The organism is Pedobacter sp. PLR, assembly GCF_026239675.1.
Taxonomy (GTDB): Bacteria; Bacteroidota; Bacteroidia; order Sphingobacteriales; family Sphingobacteriaceae; genus Pedobacter.
Window position 1 is genome coordinate 416,538 of record NZ_JAPIVQ010000005.1, and the last position, 15,462, is coordinate 431,999.

Here is a 15,462-nt window from a genome sequence, read left to right on the forward strand (position 1 = left end):
TTAACCAGCATATGAAACGAAGAGATTTTGTGAAAAGCACGGCTTTTACGGCATTGGGAGCTACTTTACTGGCCCCCTTACAGTCTATAGCCTCCAATTCTGAAACGCATCTGGAAGGCGAAGACCTTTCTCCTGCAAATGCCTTAAAAGACGATTATCCATTGCATTTTGTGGCCATCGGAGATTGGGGCCGGACCGGTGCTGATCACCAGATTCATGTGGCTAGACAAATGGGAAAATGGACCACAGAACGTCCGAATGATTTTATCCTTGCTCTGGGTGATAACTTCTATCCGAAGGGGGTGGTTAGTGAGCAGGATCCTCTATGGCATTATTCATTTGAAAACATCTACACTGATTTCTCCTTGCAGGACGATTGGTACCCTATATTAGGCAATCACGATTACCAGAGTGATCCTGATGCACAGGTTCGCTATAGCAAAGTGAGCAGAAGATGGAAAATGCCTGCGCGCTACTATTCGAAAGAAGTTGATCTGGGGAGCAAGGGTGATAAAGTATTGATGATTTTCATTGACACCTGTCCATTGATACCAGAGTTTCACAACAATCCAAAATACGCACCCTATGTAGATGACCAGCAACCAGACAAACAACTCGCCTGGATTGATGATACCCTGAAAAAAGCAGGACCGGATATCAAATGGAAAATGGTGATCGGCCATCATCCAATATACACCGTCGGACCAAGGATCAAAAATTACGATACACTTGCCGTGAGGAAAGGGCTTAAAGATATTTTTGAACGCAATAAGGTGGATGTTTATTTATCCGGGCATGATCATTCCTTACAACATTTAAAACCAGAGGGGTTCACACATCAGTTCATATCCGGTGCCGGTTCTGAAGTTACGCCTGTTACCCCAGGAGTAGGATACAGCAAGTTTGAAGCCGCAGAACATGGTTTTATGTATTTTTCAATTGATAAGACCAGACTGAATGCGCAGATTGTCAACCATACCGGAACAGTAATTTACGAGACAACATTGAGTAAATCTTAACCGGAATCTGATTCTGGATTTCCCGGATTCCGTACTGAATAAAGGGCCGTATTAAAACCATTTGATACGGCCTTTTGGTTAGTTATCAGATATTACATATATTTGCATAACTGATTATGTAATTGACTTTGTGTATGGAACTATTCGAGAAAACAGGCAAGATGGCTTTGGGTAGCCGCTTAAGATTACTGACTGCAAAGGTCACTGAAGACGCAGCGCGGATTTATGAATTATACAATGTAGAGTTTTCCCCGAAATGGTTCCCTGCATTTTTTGTCCTTTCGGAAGATGGAGAAAAGACCATTACCGAAATCGCCAATGAAATTGGACATTCACAACCATCCGTGAGCAAGATCATTCAGGAAATGACGGCGGCAGGATTGGTTCAGGAAAACCGGGATTCTCCGGATAAACGACGGAATGTAGTCGGACTAACGATAAAAGGAATCGAGATTTCCGGACAGATCAAAGTACAATGTTCGGATGTGGATGTTGCTATCGACAGCATTATTTCAGAAGCCAGACACAACCTTTGGGAAGCGATAGCTGAATGGGAATTTTTGCTGGAACAAAAATCATTGTTCAGACGGGTGCAGGAACAGAAGAAACTGCGGGAAAGTAAGGACGTGCAGATTGTGGCTTATGAAGACAAATACCAGTCGGCCTTCAGAGCCCTCAATGAGGAATGGATCTCTACTTATTTTAAAATGGAAGAAGCGGATTATAAGGCTTTAGATAATCCTAAAGCATATATTCTGGACAAAGGAGGGGAAATATTTGTCGCGCTTTACAACAATGAACCGGTAGGGGTTTGCTCACTGATTAAAATGGACGATCCTGATTACGATTATGAGCTGGCAAAAATGGCGGTTTCGCCAAAAATACAGGGTAAAAGTATCGGCTGGTTATTAGGGCAGGCGGTTGTAAATGCAGCAAAAGAGCTTGGCGCCGCTAAGATTTACCTCGAAAGTAATACGGCTTTAAAACCCGCAATTAATCTTTATCAGAAATTAGGATTTAAGAAAGTGATCGGCAGGTCCACACCTTACGAGCGCTGTAATATCCAAATGGAGCTAGAGCTAAACTAATATATCGAATAGTAAGAAAATCTAATGAACTATTCAAAAGAGTTATATATCATCGGCAATGGTGTCATCGCAAAGGCTTTAGCTGTCGCGTTAACGATCAAGGGGAGAAAGGTGACGATTATCCGTGGGAGCATAGATGAACAACCAATTTATACCGAACACATACAGGTAGAAATCGGGGATCAGCTATTGGCTGCTGATGTGCTCATCAGTACATTAAGTAACCATGAAAAGCTAGATGGTATCATCTTACTGACCAATAAATCTTTTGGAAATGAAGCGCTGGCCGAAAAACTGAAATTAAAAGCACAGCAATCACCAATAGTTTTCCTGCAAAATGGTCTGCACATCGAAAATAGCTTTATCGGGTTGGGTTTTAGGGAGCTCTACAGGTGTGTGTTAATGGCAACCAGTCAGTCCATCAACGATAGCAAAGTAAGGTTCAGGCTTGTTGCCTCTTCGCCGGTTGGGATTATCAAAGGATCGGATGAAGTCCTAAGCCATATTGTACAGGAACTGAACACTGCGATGTTTTCTTTTCATGCTGAAGCGGATATTCAAAAGATCATCTGGAAAAAGGTGATCAGCAATTGTGTATTTAATTCCATTTGTCCGCTATTGGAAACGGATAACGGTGTATTTCAAAGAAATGATGCTGCGCTGGAAATGGCAAAAACAGTGATCAGCGAATGTGTAGCCGTTGCTAAAGAAAGTGGAATTCAATTAACCATAGATGAAGTGTTGCAAAATGTTCTTGCAATCAGCAAAATGTCTGACGGGCAGAAAATATCAACATATCAAGATATCTTGAATAAGCGGGAGACGGAGATAGAAACACTGAATTTTGCGGTCGCTAAAGCTGCGGGAGGTAAAAACCATGTTCCTGTGACCGCCTTATTGGGGGAACTGACAAAGATTAAGTCAGAATTATCAAGAGCGTAAAAAACTAAGGTCCGTTATTCCTCCTGAAAGGGATGGAAACAACGGACCTTAGATCATATTATATTTATACTAAATCGAACCTATCCAGGTTCATCACTTTATTCCAGGCGGCTACAAAATCTTTTACAAATTTGCCCTGCGCATTGGTGCTGCCATAAACTTCAGCAACAGCCCTTAATTCTGAATTAGAACCAAAAACAAGGTCTGCACGGCTACCCGTCCATTTTACTGCCCCGCTGCTACGGTCGCTACCTTCAAAAATTTCTTTGTCTTCGGATACGGCTTTCCATACGGTGCCCATATCTAGTAAGTTGATGAAGAAATCGTTGGTCAGCTGACCTGGTTTCGCAGTGAAAACACCATTTTTAGAGCCTTCAAAAGTAGCGTTCAATACCCGCAGACCACCAACTAATACGGTTAATTCCGGAACGGTAAGTGTCAGTAAATTCGCCTTATCAATCAGCAATTCTTCGGTTGAAACCGGGATTTTTGAATTCCGGTAATTACGGAAACCATCTGCAACAGGCTCCAGGTAACCAAATGATTCTACGTCGGTCTGTTCCTGGGAAGCATCCATACGACCAGCAGCAAAAGGAACCCTGATGTCATTTCCAGCGTCTTTAGCAGCCTTTTCAACAGCTGCACAACCGGCTAATACAATTAAATCAGCGAGTGAAACTTTCTTGTCGCCAGCCGCTGCACTATTAAATTCTTTCTGGATTCTTTCCAGAACACCCAGTACTTTTTGCAATTGCGTCGGTTGATTAGCTTCCCAGTATTTCTGCGGAACAAGACGGATACGGGCACCATTAGCACCACCACGTTTGTCAGAACCGCGGAAAGTAGAAGCGGAAGCCCATGCCGTAGTAACCAGTTCAGCGATGCTTAAACCTGATTCCAAAACTTTTGCTTTCAATGTGGCAACATCAGTTTCATTGATCAGCGGATGGTCTACTGTTGGAATAGGATCTTGCCATAATAATTCTTCCTGCGGTACTTCCGGGCCCAGATAACGTTCACGGGGCCCCATATCACGGTGTGTTAATTTATACCATGCACGTGCAAAAGCATCTGCAAACTGATCAGGATTTTCAAAAAATCGTCTTGATATTTTCTCATAAACCGGATCAAACCTTAAAGCAAGATCGGTTGTCAGCATCGTTGGTAAATGTTTTTTGGAAGGATCGAAGGCATCCGGGATGATCGCTTCGGCCGCTGTGGCTACCCATTGGTGCGCACCCGCCGGACTAGTCGTCAAATGCCATTCAAAGCCAAATAAGTTCTCAAAAAAGTTATTGCTCCATTGGGTTGGCGTTTTAGTCCAGATGACTTCCAGTCCGCTGGTAATGGCATCCGGACCTTTGCCGGAACGATAGCTGTTGCTCCAGCCGAAGCCCTGCATATCCATATCAACTGCTTCCGGTTCTTTGCCCACATGGTCAGTTGTAGCAGCACCATGCGTTTTGCCAAAACTATGTCCACCGGCGATTAAAGCAACGGTTTCTTCATCATCCATGGCCATCCGGCCGAAAGTATCACGAATGTCTTTTGCAGAAGCAACAGGGTTAGGATTCCCATCCGGACCTTCAGGATTCACATAGATCAGGCCCATTTGTACCGCAGCAAGTGGTTTTTCCAGCTTACGGGAATGGATATCGGCATCTGCATCGTCGTCTGCCGACAATACGCCATGTACTTCATCTACGCCGGGAGAGCCATGCGCATAACGCAGGTCGCCACCCAGCCATTTGGTTTCAGATCCCCAATAAACGGACTCATCTGCTTCCCATAAATCCTCACGACCACCGCCATAGCCAAAAGTCTTAAAGCCCATGGATTCCAGCGCTACGTTTCCGGTCAGGATCATTAGATCCGCCCATGAAATATTGCTCCCATATTTTTGTTTAATTGGCCATAATAGTCTGCGGGCCTTATCCAGACTTACATTATCAGGCCAGCTGTTCAGCGGAGCAAAACGTTGCAAAGCAGCACCGGCGCCACCACGACCATCACCTACACGATAGGTTCCAGCACTGTGCCATGCCATACGGATAAATAAACCGCCATAGTGGCCAAAATCTGCCGGCCACCAGTCCTGCGAGTCAGTCATGAGCGCATGAAGGTCTGCTTTCAGCGCAGCAAAGTCAAGGCTGTTAAAAGCGTCGGTATAATTGAAATCTTCCTCCATCGGATTTGATAAAGAGGAGTGTTGACGCAGAATGCCAAGCTTTAGCTGGTTGGGCCACCAATCGTGGTTCCGTGTACCGCCACCGCCTACATTGTGCTTCATGCTACCATTATGAAACGGGCATTTACTGATGTCATTTGATTCTTTTTCCATACTCTAAATTTTATATGTTGAATACTTGCTTGTCCCTCGCTAACCCTAAAGCAATATAAAAATAGGAGATTAACTGAAATAATCACTATCAATTCATGAGATGTTAGCGGGTTAAAACCTGTTGTGGTATTAAAATAATAGAATCAGGAAGGATATTGTTTTTATTATCATCAGGAAAATTTCCTGACCAAACAGACTTTTCCGGAATAGATGGGAATAGGAGCGCTATGGATGGGTTATATAGATTAGTTCAATGGAGCGAAACGCTGATTTTCTTTTTTTGTAGAGATCAGGATAACCCCGTTTCGGCCTCTTTCTCCGTAAGCAGCAACCGCCTTTTCATTTTTAATCACACTAATAGCCGCAATCGTCTTTGGATCGATACGATCAAAACCGGTTGTTAGTTCCACACCATCCAGAAAATATAAAGGCTGAGCAGGGGATTGAGCTTCTTTAGGTGGCAGGGGGACGGCTGTCGAAGAGCCGGAATTTAATCCTACCTGCGAATCTACGCTGGAAACTTTCTGAGGGGAAGCTGTCTGTTGGGGATCCACTTGTTGCGGATCTACGCTGGAATTTACCTGACTGGATTTCTCTAAGGCGACCTGAGTTCGGGTCCTGTTTTCTTTTGCCAGGGTGGTTTCCTTTTTAGCAGGGAGTGTTTTTTGTTTAAATACCCGCAGTGAATCTGACCGGAAAGCCGGATTTGTATGCTGCACTGTACGCTCCTTAGCAGTAACCACAGATTCAACTACTTTACGTGGTTCTTTTAAAACCACCTTTGCTTCTGAAAACGCCCATAGAAAAATGGCTATAGCAGGTAATACGATAACTACCGCCATTTTATTGAACCAGCCGGAAGAAGGCCTTGCCAGCATTTTGATCCGCTGCTGCGGATAATGATAAAATGAGCTTGAAATCGCGAAAACGCGTGTACCCACATAATGGTTCACCAGTACCGCACGATAACCAGCCACAGAATTTCCCTGCTGTAAAACGGCCTCATCAGCTAGAAACTCATGATTTTGGCGGATGGCCTTAAGGTATAACCAAGCCAGAGGATTGAACCATTGTAAAGTGCAAAACAACTGCGCCAGCAACAAATCTGCCCAATGGCGTTGTTTCACATGCGCAAGCTCATGCCTCAGAATCATTTTCTTTTCCGTATCAGAAAGCTCCTCCGAAGTGTCAAAAAAGATGTAATTAAATACGGAAAATGAGGACTTAAACTCGGACGTATTCACCAAACGACATTCCTTAATGGAACGGTATCCGGCTTTGGCGACTACCTTTTTAATTTTAATCAGGCCCGATACCTGACGTGCCAGTAAAAAACAAGCAACTAAAGCGTAGCCAATCAAAACATAATCAGCAAAAAAGCTTTCCTGCGAAACAACCGGAACAGTTAAAGAACCAACATCCGGAATACCAGAAACCGCTAATCTAACCTCATAGGTATACGTATAAAAAGGTAAGAAAACAGCGCAGATCAGCCCGGAAATTAAAAAATATCTGTTGAAACGAAAGAAGGTCTGGTTCTTTAAAAAACACCAGTACACACCGAAAAATACGGCAACACACAGGGCAGATTTCAATAGATACAGCGCCAGACCTTCCATAATTACTTATTATTTTTTTCTTTATTCAGTTCTTCTTTCGTATCCCTGATCATCAGGTCTAACTCCTCAATACTATAGTTGTTTTCTCTGGCGAAAAAGGAAGCCATGGCCGAAAAAGAATTGTTGAAATAATTCTTTAACAAACCCGATAACTGCGATTTAGAATATCCTTCCTTACTGATCAAAGGTTTGTACATATTAACTCTTCCCAGGCTGGTATGACTGGCAAAACCTTTGTTTTCCAGAATTGTCAATACCGTAGCAACCGTAGTACGGGCAGGTTTAACTTCTTCCAGCCGGTCGCGGATATCCTGTACCGTGCCTTCGCCCAATTCCCATAACACCTGCATGATCTGCTCTTCAGCCTTTGTCAGCTGCACGTTTACCAATCCATTCATCATTTAAATATAGGACTATTTTTATAGACATCAAACCGTTTACTTAATTTTAAACCTTACTTTCAACAAAACCTGCGTCGGCCTGAGGTCGTAACTTGAATAATAAGACCCGATGCCACTGTACGCAGCAGCGATGTAGCGTTTGGTGTTGAAAATATTGTTGTATTCCAGGTTAAATTCCAGCTTTTTAATATGGTATTTAAGCCCTGCATCGGCAAAGTTCATCGCCCTTCCGCTGCCTGTTACCGCAGTGTTATAGCCGTTTTCAAAGCTCATACGCAGTACCCAATCTTTTAAGGGAAAGAAGTTAAGTCCTGCAGATTGTGTGGCCGAATGGATTGGCGCAAAATCCCTGACCTCGTTTTTCAAAATGTTTTTACTGCCCACATAACGAATTCCATAATTGAAATCTGCCCATTCTCCTAGTTTTCCATTGATCCGCGTACCTGCGGATAAGGTGCGGTTGATAAACCTGGTGATCGCTGCCTGGTTGAGCCGGGTGTTTTCCGAATTGTTATACCCGGCATCCAGACTCAGTTTTTGAAAAATACCATTCAGTCCCTGATCAACATTGAGCCTAAAACTAAAACCATTGGCCGTATTGGGAATGTCCAGCGTTCGTTTCAGCGTCAGGATACCCTGGAATTCCTGACTATACAGTAGATTCATTTTGGAGCGGTAATAATTAGCGTGGAAATTCACAAAAAGCATTTTAATGGGGTGGGCATACCTGAAACCCGTTCCGTAATTTTGCATACTGCGCTCCGGTAATCGCCCCTCATTCTGCACCAGATACCGGTACGATTGCATGATATACCCTGTGAAACCGTTTTCCGCACCATCAATGTTTTGGGAATAACCGGCATTTGCATGGATAGACCAGAGCAAATTGAGCTTGTAATTTGCTGATAAGGAAGGCATAAAGAACACCCGTTCCTGAGCAATGTTACGGTCTAAAATCAAATCATTCCGGTATAGGCGGGTATAGCTCAGCGGAAGCTTTAGGGTCAGCTCTACTTTTTTGTCTTTATAAGTGTATTCTGGCGCTAAACCAAAATCGTACCTGTTCCAGTTCAGCTGGTTGCTCAGGGAATCTGTCGTTTTTCCTAAACCACCATTTTCCAGCATACTTTGCAGCGATGAACTTAACTTTAAAAGACTTGCATTTGCGCTAGCCAGGTAATTCTGACTAAACTTACCATGCTTGATCCTGAAGCTAAGGCTGTTCTGCGAAACGAACAACTGCTGTGTTAAGGACTGCGCTGTTCCGCTCAGTAAACCCGGATCACTAAACAGCAAGGGGTACAACATCGGTTCGACGTTAAGATCATCATTGATCCTGCCATAACCATTGTAAGAGTTGAGCCTAAAAGTGAGCTTCTTATAGTTTTTGATGATACTCAGGTTATTGCCTATTTTAAAATAAGGAGCCGTTCTTCCCTGAGCGATAAACTGCTCATTTTCTACACTACCATATTCCTTACGCTGCAAATCACCGCTAAAATTGAAGGAATTGTCAAAGTAAAACGCCGCCGTATTGGCATTCAACTTTAGACTGGTTTCCAGGTGATGAAAGCGCGTGATGGACTTCATACGCTCTTCTATCACCAATGTGCTATCCCCCGGAAGGAAATTTTCATAGCGGGAATAGCTACCCTTTTTCTGCCGGTCGTTCAGGTAACTGAAGTTCGCAGTCAGCTTATAGTCTTTCCCAAAGGAGCGTAGCTTGTTCAGCGAAAACGCATGATCACTGTTCAATAAGTATCTTTTTCTACTCAATCCAGGTTCTGCAGGGGATTGAATCCCCAGTGCAACAGGAAAGTCAAGGTTGCGGTCTCCACCGTAAAAATTCTTCAATTCCCAGCCAGAATCATCACCGGTATTGTTTCCTTTATAGGTCGTCATCAACTGCTTTCCTTTGCCAAAATACATTCCGGAAAGCTCATTGTTCCAGAGCACAGGTGCTAAACCGGCGCCTAATTGTGCGTTGGCCACCCATACATTTTTGGCATCAGCTTTAAGTTTCAGGTTGATGGCACCCTCATCCGTAAATTCCTTGTTTTTCAAGGCCTTTATCGGCTGATGGTTTTCCAGTACCTGCACCGTTTCCACATCTTTGGCGGCGATATTGTTGGTAGCAATGCCGTAGCGCCCCTCTAATAAGTCCTGGTTTTCGATGTAAAATTTGTTGATGGGCTTATCACGGTAACTCACAGAACCATCGTCGGCCACCTTGATACCCGGCATTTTCTTCAAAACCTCGCCAATTGTCCGGTCGTTTTTTCCGGTAAACAGGTCCACCGCATAATTTAATGTATCATTTAACCGGCGGATCTTAGGCGGCGTCACCTTTAGCTCCTTAAGTAGAATGCCCTGATAAACCAGGTCAAAATTCAGGAACCCGGATTGATTAGGGTAGGAGCGTACCTGCTTTTGAATACTCATGCCCGAAACGGAGACCAGAACACTGTCTGCTGTGGTGTTAAAAGTCAGCTGATACGCCCCTTTATCATCTGTGAGGGTATAGTTGAGCATAGTAATACCCGCTTTCGCCTTAACAGTAACACTTAATCCGGAAATGGGTTTACCATCTGCTGCATTTTTCAGACTTCCGCTGATTTTAGTCTGCCCATAGGCTAAAGAACCAGCGCAAACCATTAATAAAAAGCAATACCACCTCATTCTAACTCCATTAAAAGAGGATCATATTTACCGGGTAATTCGGCTATACTCAATACACCATCGGCAAAATGGAGTTGCATCCCCATGCCTTGTTTTTTTCGGCGCTGTGTGAAATCTTCCCTGGAACATTTTAAAAAGTCAGCTTTACTCAGTATAATCGGCAATACCGATTTTGGCTGGATCATTCCGATCAGAGTAAAAGAGAATAGCTGATCAGCATCTTCTATTTTTAGAATCAGTCCCGGCAGACCGGAGAATTTCCATGGCCCCTCATTTACCGGAATATCCGGGCTAAACCATGCCGTATAATTTCGCCCTCTGAACTTCAGTAAAGCCTTCTGACAAGCATACGTTGCAACGGTATCTGTGCCTTCCACAAGTTCCCAGTTGAGTTTTGGAAAGGGATCCTCATATTGGAGTTTTGCTCCCGCTGCTCCACTCAGGTAATCAAATACGGTAATGCCCTGTTTCTCTTTTAAAATCTGATAACTTTCGCCTTCCATGGCGTTAGATGACCTCATGCCCGGAAGATTGGAGAGGTCTTTCCCTTTATCACCCTTGAACACCTGCAAGCTTTTTATATCTTCTCTCTTGCCGTTCATCAGCTGGGACATCGCTGAATCTCTGCCCAGACGTGCGGGGTCATAAAACTTTGACACCTGTTTTCCGATGTCCAGCACCATGGTATCCCTACGATAGGCAGGGGTAGAGGGGCTCGTTTTTTTTGCCAGCAGATAATAAGCCCTGATCCTCACATGATCAAGGATATCCTTATCTGGTTTTTGCGCATAAGCAAGGCTGTTGAAACAGCAAAATGAGATAGCAATCAGTAATAGTTTCATCGTAAGATTGGTTTAATTTGGAAACCTAATCTACGTCTATGTTTTTAGACAAACAAGTAAAACTGAATATTTGTCTAAAAATATAGACGAACACTGTTTCTACTGAATCATTTTTGCAAGATTTCCTATTTGTCTTAGTTTGAACTGTAAGTCAGGGGACCAGGGTAAACCGATGCAGAGCCTCATACAGTTTTCAAACTGGTTTTGTAAGGTAAACATGCGCCCGGGAGCAATGCTAATGTGTTGCTTCATGGCCAGGTCATGCAATTTCGTCGTATCCAGTTCTTTATTAAATTCTACCCAAATGGAGAGTCCCCCTTGCGGCCTGCTCATTTTTGTTCCTTCCGGAAAGTATTCGGCTATGGCCCCTACATAATGCTGATAATTACTACCTAAAGTCCGGCGAAGTTGCTGCAGGTGCTTTTCATACTTCCCGGTTTTGATGAAGTTGCCAACAGTTTCCTGAATGACAGTGTTAGCAGCTATCGCATGAACGAGTTTTAATTTCAGTAACCGGTCTTTGTATTTACCCGGCGCAACCCAGCCCACACGATAGCCCGGTGCCAGGGTTTTGGAAACAGAACCGCACCATAAAACATTCCCCTCCGTATCGAAAGATTTACAGCATTTTGGACGTTGCGTACCAAAATAAAGATCACCATAAACATCATCTTCAATCAGTGGAATACCGTGTTTTGATAACAATTCTACCACCTCCTTTTTATGCTCATCAGGCATACAACTCCCCAGAGGCGTGTTGTAATTGGGAACCAACAGGCACATATTGATTTTAGGAATGACTTTCTTTAGCGCGTCTATTTCGATCCCGGTAATGGGATGCGTAGGTAATTCCAGTACTTTAAATCCCAGACTGACCGCAAGCTGTAAAATCCCCGGATAACAAGGGCTTTCCATGGCGATCGTGTCCCCTGGTTTCCCCAAAGCCATCAGGCAAAGAGAAATGGCATTCATCCCGCCATTGGTCGTCATCAGGTCTTCCTCCTGCAAATTTCCTCCCCAGCATAAGGACCGTACCGCAATCATTCTCCTCAGTTTAACATTTCCCTGAAGCGGTTCGTAGGCGGTGCCTCCTTCCTTAAGCGCCCTGGTGGCCAGCAAAATCTCTTTTTTTAACTTCGCTAAGGGCAAGAGATTCCCGGAGGGAACAGCAATGGAGAACAGGGTAAGATCCTCATTTCCCATATTACCATAGACCTTAGTAATCAATTCCTCAGGCTCCGCATCATTGGCCAGGAGGGAGGGCCGGCTGACTTCCGAAAGTGGCAGTTTCTGGTAAAGCAGCTTACTCACAAAAAATCCAGACTGTGGTTTTGATTCAATCAGGGATTGGGCTTCCAGTTCCAGAAATACCCGTTTTGCGGTATTCATACTAATACCGTGATCCTGGCATAACTTCCTGACAGAAGGTAGTTTATCGCCGGATTTTAAAACGCCATTCCTGATCTGCAAAGCAATTCCATTCGCTATCTCATCATATATAAAAACCTTGCTCATGTTAATTAGGGTAACTGTGTCCACGCAAACATACAAAACTGAGACTGTAATTGCTGAGTGCTTCTACCCAAATTTGTCCTGAAGTTATAAATGATTATGGAAGCAATAAGTATAAAAAAACCGACAGACAACAGTTCAAAGGGCTGGATCAATGGTGCTATTGGCGTACTGATATTCAGTGGCTCGTTACCTGCAAAAAGAATAGCCGTTTTAGAATTCGACCCCGTATTTTTAACCGTAGCCAGGGCTACAATTGCAGGAGTACTAGCACTATCCGTGCTGCTGTTTTTTAAAGAGAAACGACCTGAACGAAAGGATGTTTTTTCTTTATTTATTGTGGCATTGGGGGTAGTGGTGGGCTACCCGTTATTGTCTGCAATGGCTTTACAGTATGTTAGTTCTGCACATTCCATCGTTTTTATGGGGATACTACCACTGACAACAGCTGTATTTGCAGTGATCCGTGGGGGAGAGCGACCGGCGCCGGTATTTTGGCTTTTCTCCATTTTGGGAAGCCTGTTGGTCATTGGATTTGCAGCCTCTCAAGGTCTGGATGCAGCTCCCATTGGCTATTTGCTGATGCTACTTGGCATCATTTTATGCGGACTCGGCTATGCGGAAGGAGCCAAACTGTCCAAAACATTGGGTGGCTGGCAGGTCATTTCCTGGGCATTGCTGCTTTCATTACCGCTGATGGGCCCCTTAATGTTCTTTTTGCGTCCGGAATCATTTGCAGGAATTAGTACTGCAGCCTGGGGGAGTCTGGCTTATGTTGCTGTGTTTAGCATGTTTATCGGATTTATATTCTGGTATCGTGGATTGGCTCAGGGGGGAATCGCAATGGTAGGACAATTACAACTGCTGCAACCGCTTTTTGGTCTGGCATTAGCCACAACTTTACTTCATGAACAGGTAAGCATGGGGATGTTAGGAGTGACTGCCGGTGTGATTCTTTGTGTGGCCGGAACAAAGAAGTTTGCCAAAGCTTAAGCAAAATAACATTAGAACTCCTGATCCGTAAGAAAATTACACCCTGGTTACCTCAGATCATACCTGGGGTACAGCAGATTTCTCGCGGCTCAGCTTTCTTAGTTTTTGAAAAAGATCATTAGGATCAAATGGTTTTGGCAGGTAATCGTTCATTCCAGATTCTTCCACTTTCAGGGCCACACTGTTATTCACATCCGCAGTAAGGGCAATAATCGGGATCCTGGATTTACCCGGATCACTAAGCTTACGTATCGCTGCCGCTGCCTCATAACCATCCATTTCCGGCATATACAGATCCATCAATATGATGTCGAAGTCATTTTCTACTACCTTTTGCAGGGCAATTTTACCGTTTTCAGCGATGACAGGTTTAATATTCCACTGTTCCAATGTCTTTTTAATCACCAGAACATTAATAGGATTGTCTTCGGCGACTAATATTTTCAGGTGAGCCAGTTCTTTCCCGTTATTATGCAGTTGATGTGAGTTTTCAGGATTGGACTCCTTGTATGGAAATACAATCTCAAAAGAGAAACTAGTTCCTACATTTGGCATGCTCTGCATCTTAATGACACTATTGTACATGGTTAAAACCCTTTTAACAATAGGAAGCCCAAGTCCGGTACCACCATAGTTTCTGTTGGTGCTATTGGATGCCTGAACAAATGGTTCAAAAATATTTTGCTGTTTGTCGGCTGCAATGCCAATCCCCGAATCGATGATCACAAAGCTCAGGGTAATGTGAGTATCGGTTAAGTCTTCAGTATGTACCCCCAAACTTACGGATCCGCGTTCGGTAAATTTAATGGCATTATTCAGCAGGTTTAACAAGACCTGGGTTAACCGGGTAGGGTCACCCATGACCAGCTTACCTTTTAGATCCTCCGGGACTACCAGCTTTAGATCCAGCATCTTTTCACGCGCTTTCAACTTAATAATCGAATAGTTGTTTTCCAGCAGAACGCCCATGTCAAAGGGAATATGTTCTAACTCCACTTTATTAGATTCGAACTTATTGAAATCAAGCACATCATTGATGAGTAGTAATAAGTTTTCGGCAGAGAATTTTAGTACCGCAAGATTTTCGGTCTGATCTTCACGGGGGTTTTGGAGTAATAAGGCATTTGAAATGCCAATCACGCCATTTAAGGGGGTGCGTAATTCGTGAGACATGGTAGATAAGAAATCCATTCTCGCATTGGAAGTCCTTTGAAGATCTTCCAACGTTGTCTTTAACTTTTCATTAAGTGCTTTAAGCTCGTTTTTTGTAGTCGTCAGCTTGATAAAATTATGGTTAAATACCTTGAAGAAATAGTAATGCAGGTAGATGATCCATAAGAAATTATAGGAGATGACAAAAAGATAGGTCAGCTGGCTCACGGTATAGGGGCCGGCACCTAAGTAGAAATAGTCCTGGTTTTCATTGGCCGTGAAGGCCAGTACGGGTAAGATATTAATTGCCGAGTAAAACCAGCCCCATTTTAAACCATGCATATAAAAGCTAAGTGCACAGGCAAACCAAATCAGTTGTAGCGTCTCCACATTAATATTATGCACATAATAGAACATATTGCTCCAAACCGCCAGTGTGAGGCTACATAATACAATGTGCGAAGCCGTTCTCCATACCTTGAGGTAATAAATCGCAGAGATCCAGACCAGGCAAGAGGCAAAAACTATAGACACCCTGATCAGGTGAGGCGATTCTCCACCTAGATAGTAGGCAGCGATTAAAATGGCGGTATAAGGTAGATATAGAAGCAGGATGTATAAGAGCAATTTAATACGTGCCTGATCAATAGCATCAGGTTCTACTGAGGCGATTCCATGGACAAATTTTTCTATGGGTCTATATAAATGGAGCATAATATTCCTTAAAGTTACAAAAATCGATGGCTTCTCCAGTTTATCAATCAAATTCGATACAAATGATAAAAAAGGTTTAGTGCCAGATAAATGCGGTGTAGCATTATTCCGGTAAATTTCGGATTTTTGACGCCTGGTAATCCCAACCTTAACCGCATAA

At 43.5% G+C, this 15,462-nt stretch carries 11 protein-coding genes; 4 read left to right on the forward strand and 7 right to left on the reverse strand.

Features of this window, described 5'->3' with window-relative positions; translation table 11 throughout:
* Positions 1-11 precede the first annotated feature (11 nt).
* From OQX61_RS14745 to OQX61_RS14755, 3 genes are all read left to right on the forward strand, one after another.
* The gene (locus tag OQX61_RS14745) at positions 12-1,019 is read left to right on the forward strand and encodes a metallophosphoesterase (RefSeq protein WP_265842523.1); all 1,008 of its coding nucleotides are present in this window, start codon (positions 12-14) and stop codon (positions 1,017-1,019) included.
* A gap of 134 nt (positions 1,020-1,153) precedes the next feature.
* The gene (locus OQX61_RS14750) at positions 1,154-2,107 is read left to right on the forward strand and encodes a bifunctional helix-turn-helix transcriptional regulator/GNAT family N-acetyltransferase (protein ID WP_265842524.1); all 954 of its coding nucleotides are present in this window, start codon (positions 1,154-1,156) and stop codon (positions 2,105-2,107) included.
* Positions 2,108-2,131: 24 nt separating this feature from the next.
* A complete protein-coding gene (locus tag OQX61_RS14755; RefSeq protein ID WP_265842525.1) occupies positions 2,132-3,049 on the forward strand; it encodes a ketopantoate reductase C-terminal domain-containing protein in 918 nt (305 codons plus the stop codon).
* Positions 3,050-3,113: 64 nt separating this feature from the next.
* Here OQX61_RS14755 and katG read toward each other — a convergent pair whose 3' ends face one another.
* The 6 genes from katG to OQX61_RS14785 form a co-directional block, all read right to left on the reverse strand.
* On the reverse strand, positions 3,114-5,390 hold the full coding sequence (gene katG / locus OQX61_RS14760; RefSeq protein WP_265842526.1) for a catalase/peroxidase HPI: 2,277 nt from the start codon (positions 5,388-5,390) through the stop codon (positions 3,114-3,116).
* Positions 5,391-5,635: 245 nt separating this feature from the next.
* Complete coding sequence (locus tag OQX61_RS14765) at positions 5,636-7,009, reverse strand: M56 family metallopeptidase (protein WP_265842527.1); 1,374 nt, start codon at positions 7,007-7,009, stop codon at positions 5,636-5,638.
* A 2-nt stretch (positions 7,010-7,011) separates the two neighbouring features.
* On the reverse strand, positions 7,012-7,410 hold the full coding sequence (locus OQX61_RS14770; protein WP_265842528.1) for a BlaI/MecI/CopY family transcriptional regulator: 399 nt from the start codon (positions 7,408-7,410) through the stop codon (positions 7,012-7,014).
* A gap of 36 nt (positions 7,411-7,446) precedes the next feature.
* Positions 7,447-10,089: a hypothetical protein gene (locus tag OQX61_RS14775; protein ID WP_265842529.1), complete on the reverse strand. Its 2,643-nt coding sequence runs from the start codon at positions 10,087-10,089 to the stop codon at positions 7,447-7,449.
* The gene (locus OQX61_RS14780; RefSeq protein WP_265842530.1) at positions 10,086-10,931 is read right to left on the reverse strand and encodes a GLPGLI family protein; all 846 of its coding nucleotides are present in this window, start codon (positions 10,929-10,931) and stop codon (positions 10,086-10,088) included. The genes OQX61_RS14775 and OQX61_RS14780 overlap by 4 nt, the downstream gene beginning before the upstream one ends.
* Before the next feature lie 99 nt (positions 10,932-11,030).
* The gene (locus OQX61_RS14785) at positions 11,031-12,446 is read right to left on the reverse strand and encodes a PLP-dependent aminotransferase family protein (RefSeq protein WP_265842531.1); all 1,416 of its coding nucleotides are present in this window, start codon (positions 12,444-12,446) and stop codon (positions 11,031-11,033) included.
* 96 nt (positions 12,447-12,542) lie between these two features.
* Here OQX61_RS14785 and OQX61_RS14790 point away from each other — a divergent pair, with 96 nt between their 5' ends.
* Positions 12,543-13,436: a DMT family transporter gene (locus OQX61_RS14790; protein ID WP_265842532.1), complete on the forward strand. Its 894-nt coding sequence runs from the start codon at positions 12,543-12,545 to the stop codon at positions 13,434-13,436.
* A gap of 57 nt (positions 13,437-13,493) precedes the next feature.
* Here OQX61_RS14790 and OQX61_RS14795 read toward each other — a convergent pair whose 3' ends face one another.
* Positions 13,494-15,302: a response regulator gene (locus OQX61_RS14795; RefSeq protein ID WP_265842533.1), complete on the reverse strand. Its 1,809-nt coding sequence runs from the start codon at positions 15,300-15,302 to the stop codon at positions 13,494-13,496.
* Positions 15,303-15,462: the final 160 nt, after the last annotated feature.

What these genes read in the sequence shown, in the direction of transcription:
- OQX61_RS14745 (WP_265842523.1), top strand. Translation starts at nt 12, where the DNA reads ATGAAACGAAGAGATTTTGTGAAAAGCACGGCTTTTACGGCATTGGGA.
- OQX61_RS14750 (WP_265842524.1), top strand. Translation starts at nt 1,154, where the DNA reads ATGGAACTATTCGAGAAAACAGGCAAGATGGCTTTGGGTAGCCGCTTA.
- OQX61_RS14755 (WP_265842525.1), top strand. Translation starts at nt 2,132, where the DNA reads ATGAACTATTCAAAAGAGTTATATATCATCGGCAATGGTGTCATCGCA.
- katG (WP_265842526.1), bottom strand. Translation starts at nt 5,390, where the DNA reads ATGGAAAAAGAATCAAATGACATCAGTAAATGCCCGTTTCATAATGGT.
- OQX61_RS14765 (WP_265842527.1), bottom strand. Translation starts at nt 7,009, where the DNA reads ATGGAAGGTCTGGCGCTGTATCTATTGAAATCTGCCCTGTGTGTTGCC.
- OQX61_RS14770 (WP_265842528.1), bottom strand. Translation starts at nt 7,410, where the DNA reads ATGATGAATGGATTGGTAAACGTGCAGCTGACAAAGGCTGAAGAGCAG.
- OQX61_RS14775 (WP_265842529.1), bottom strand. Translation starts at nt 10,089, where the DNA reads ATGAGGTGGTATTGCTTTTTATTAATGGTTTGCGCTGGTTCTTTAGCC.
- OQX61_RS14780 (WP_265842530.1), bottom strand. Translation starts at nt 10,931, where the DNA reads ATGAAACTATTACTGATTGCTATCTCATTTTGCTGTTTCAACAGCCTT.
- OQX61_RS14785 (WP_265842531.1), bottom strand. Translation starts at nt 12,446, where the DNA reads ATGAGCAAGGTTTTTATATATGATGAGATAGCGAATGGAATTGCTTTG.
- OQX61_RS14790 (WP_265842532.1), top strand. Translation starts at nt 12,543, where the DNA reads ATGGAAGCAATAAGTATAAAAAAACCGACAGACAACAGTTCAAAGGGC.
- OQX61_RS14795 (WP_265842533.1), bottom strand. Translation starts at nt 15,302, where the DNA reads ATGCTCCATTTATATAGACCCATAGAAAAATTTGTCCATGGAATCGCC.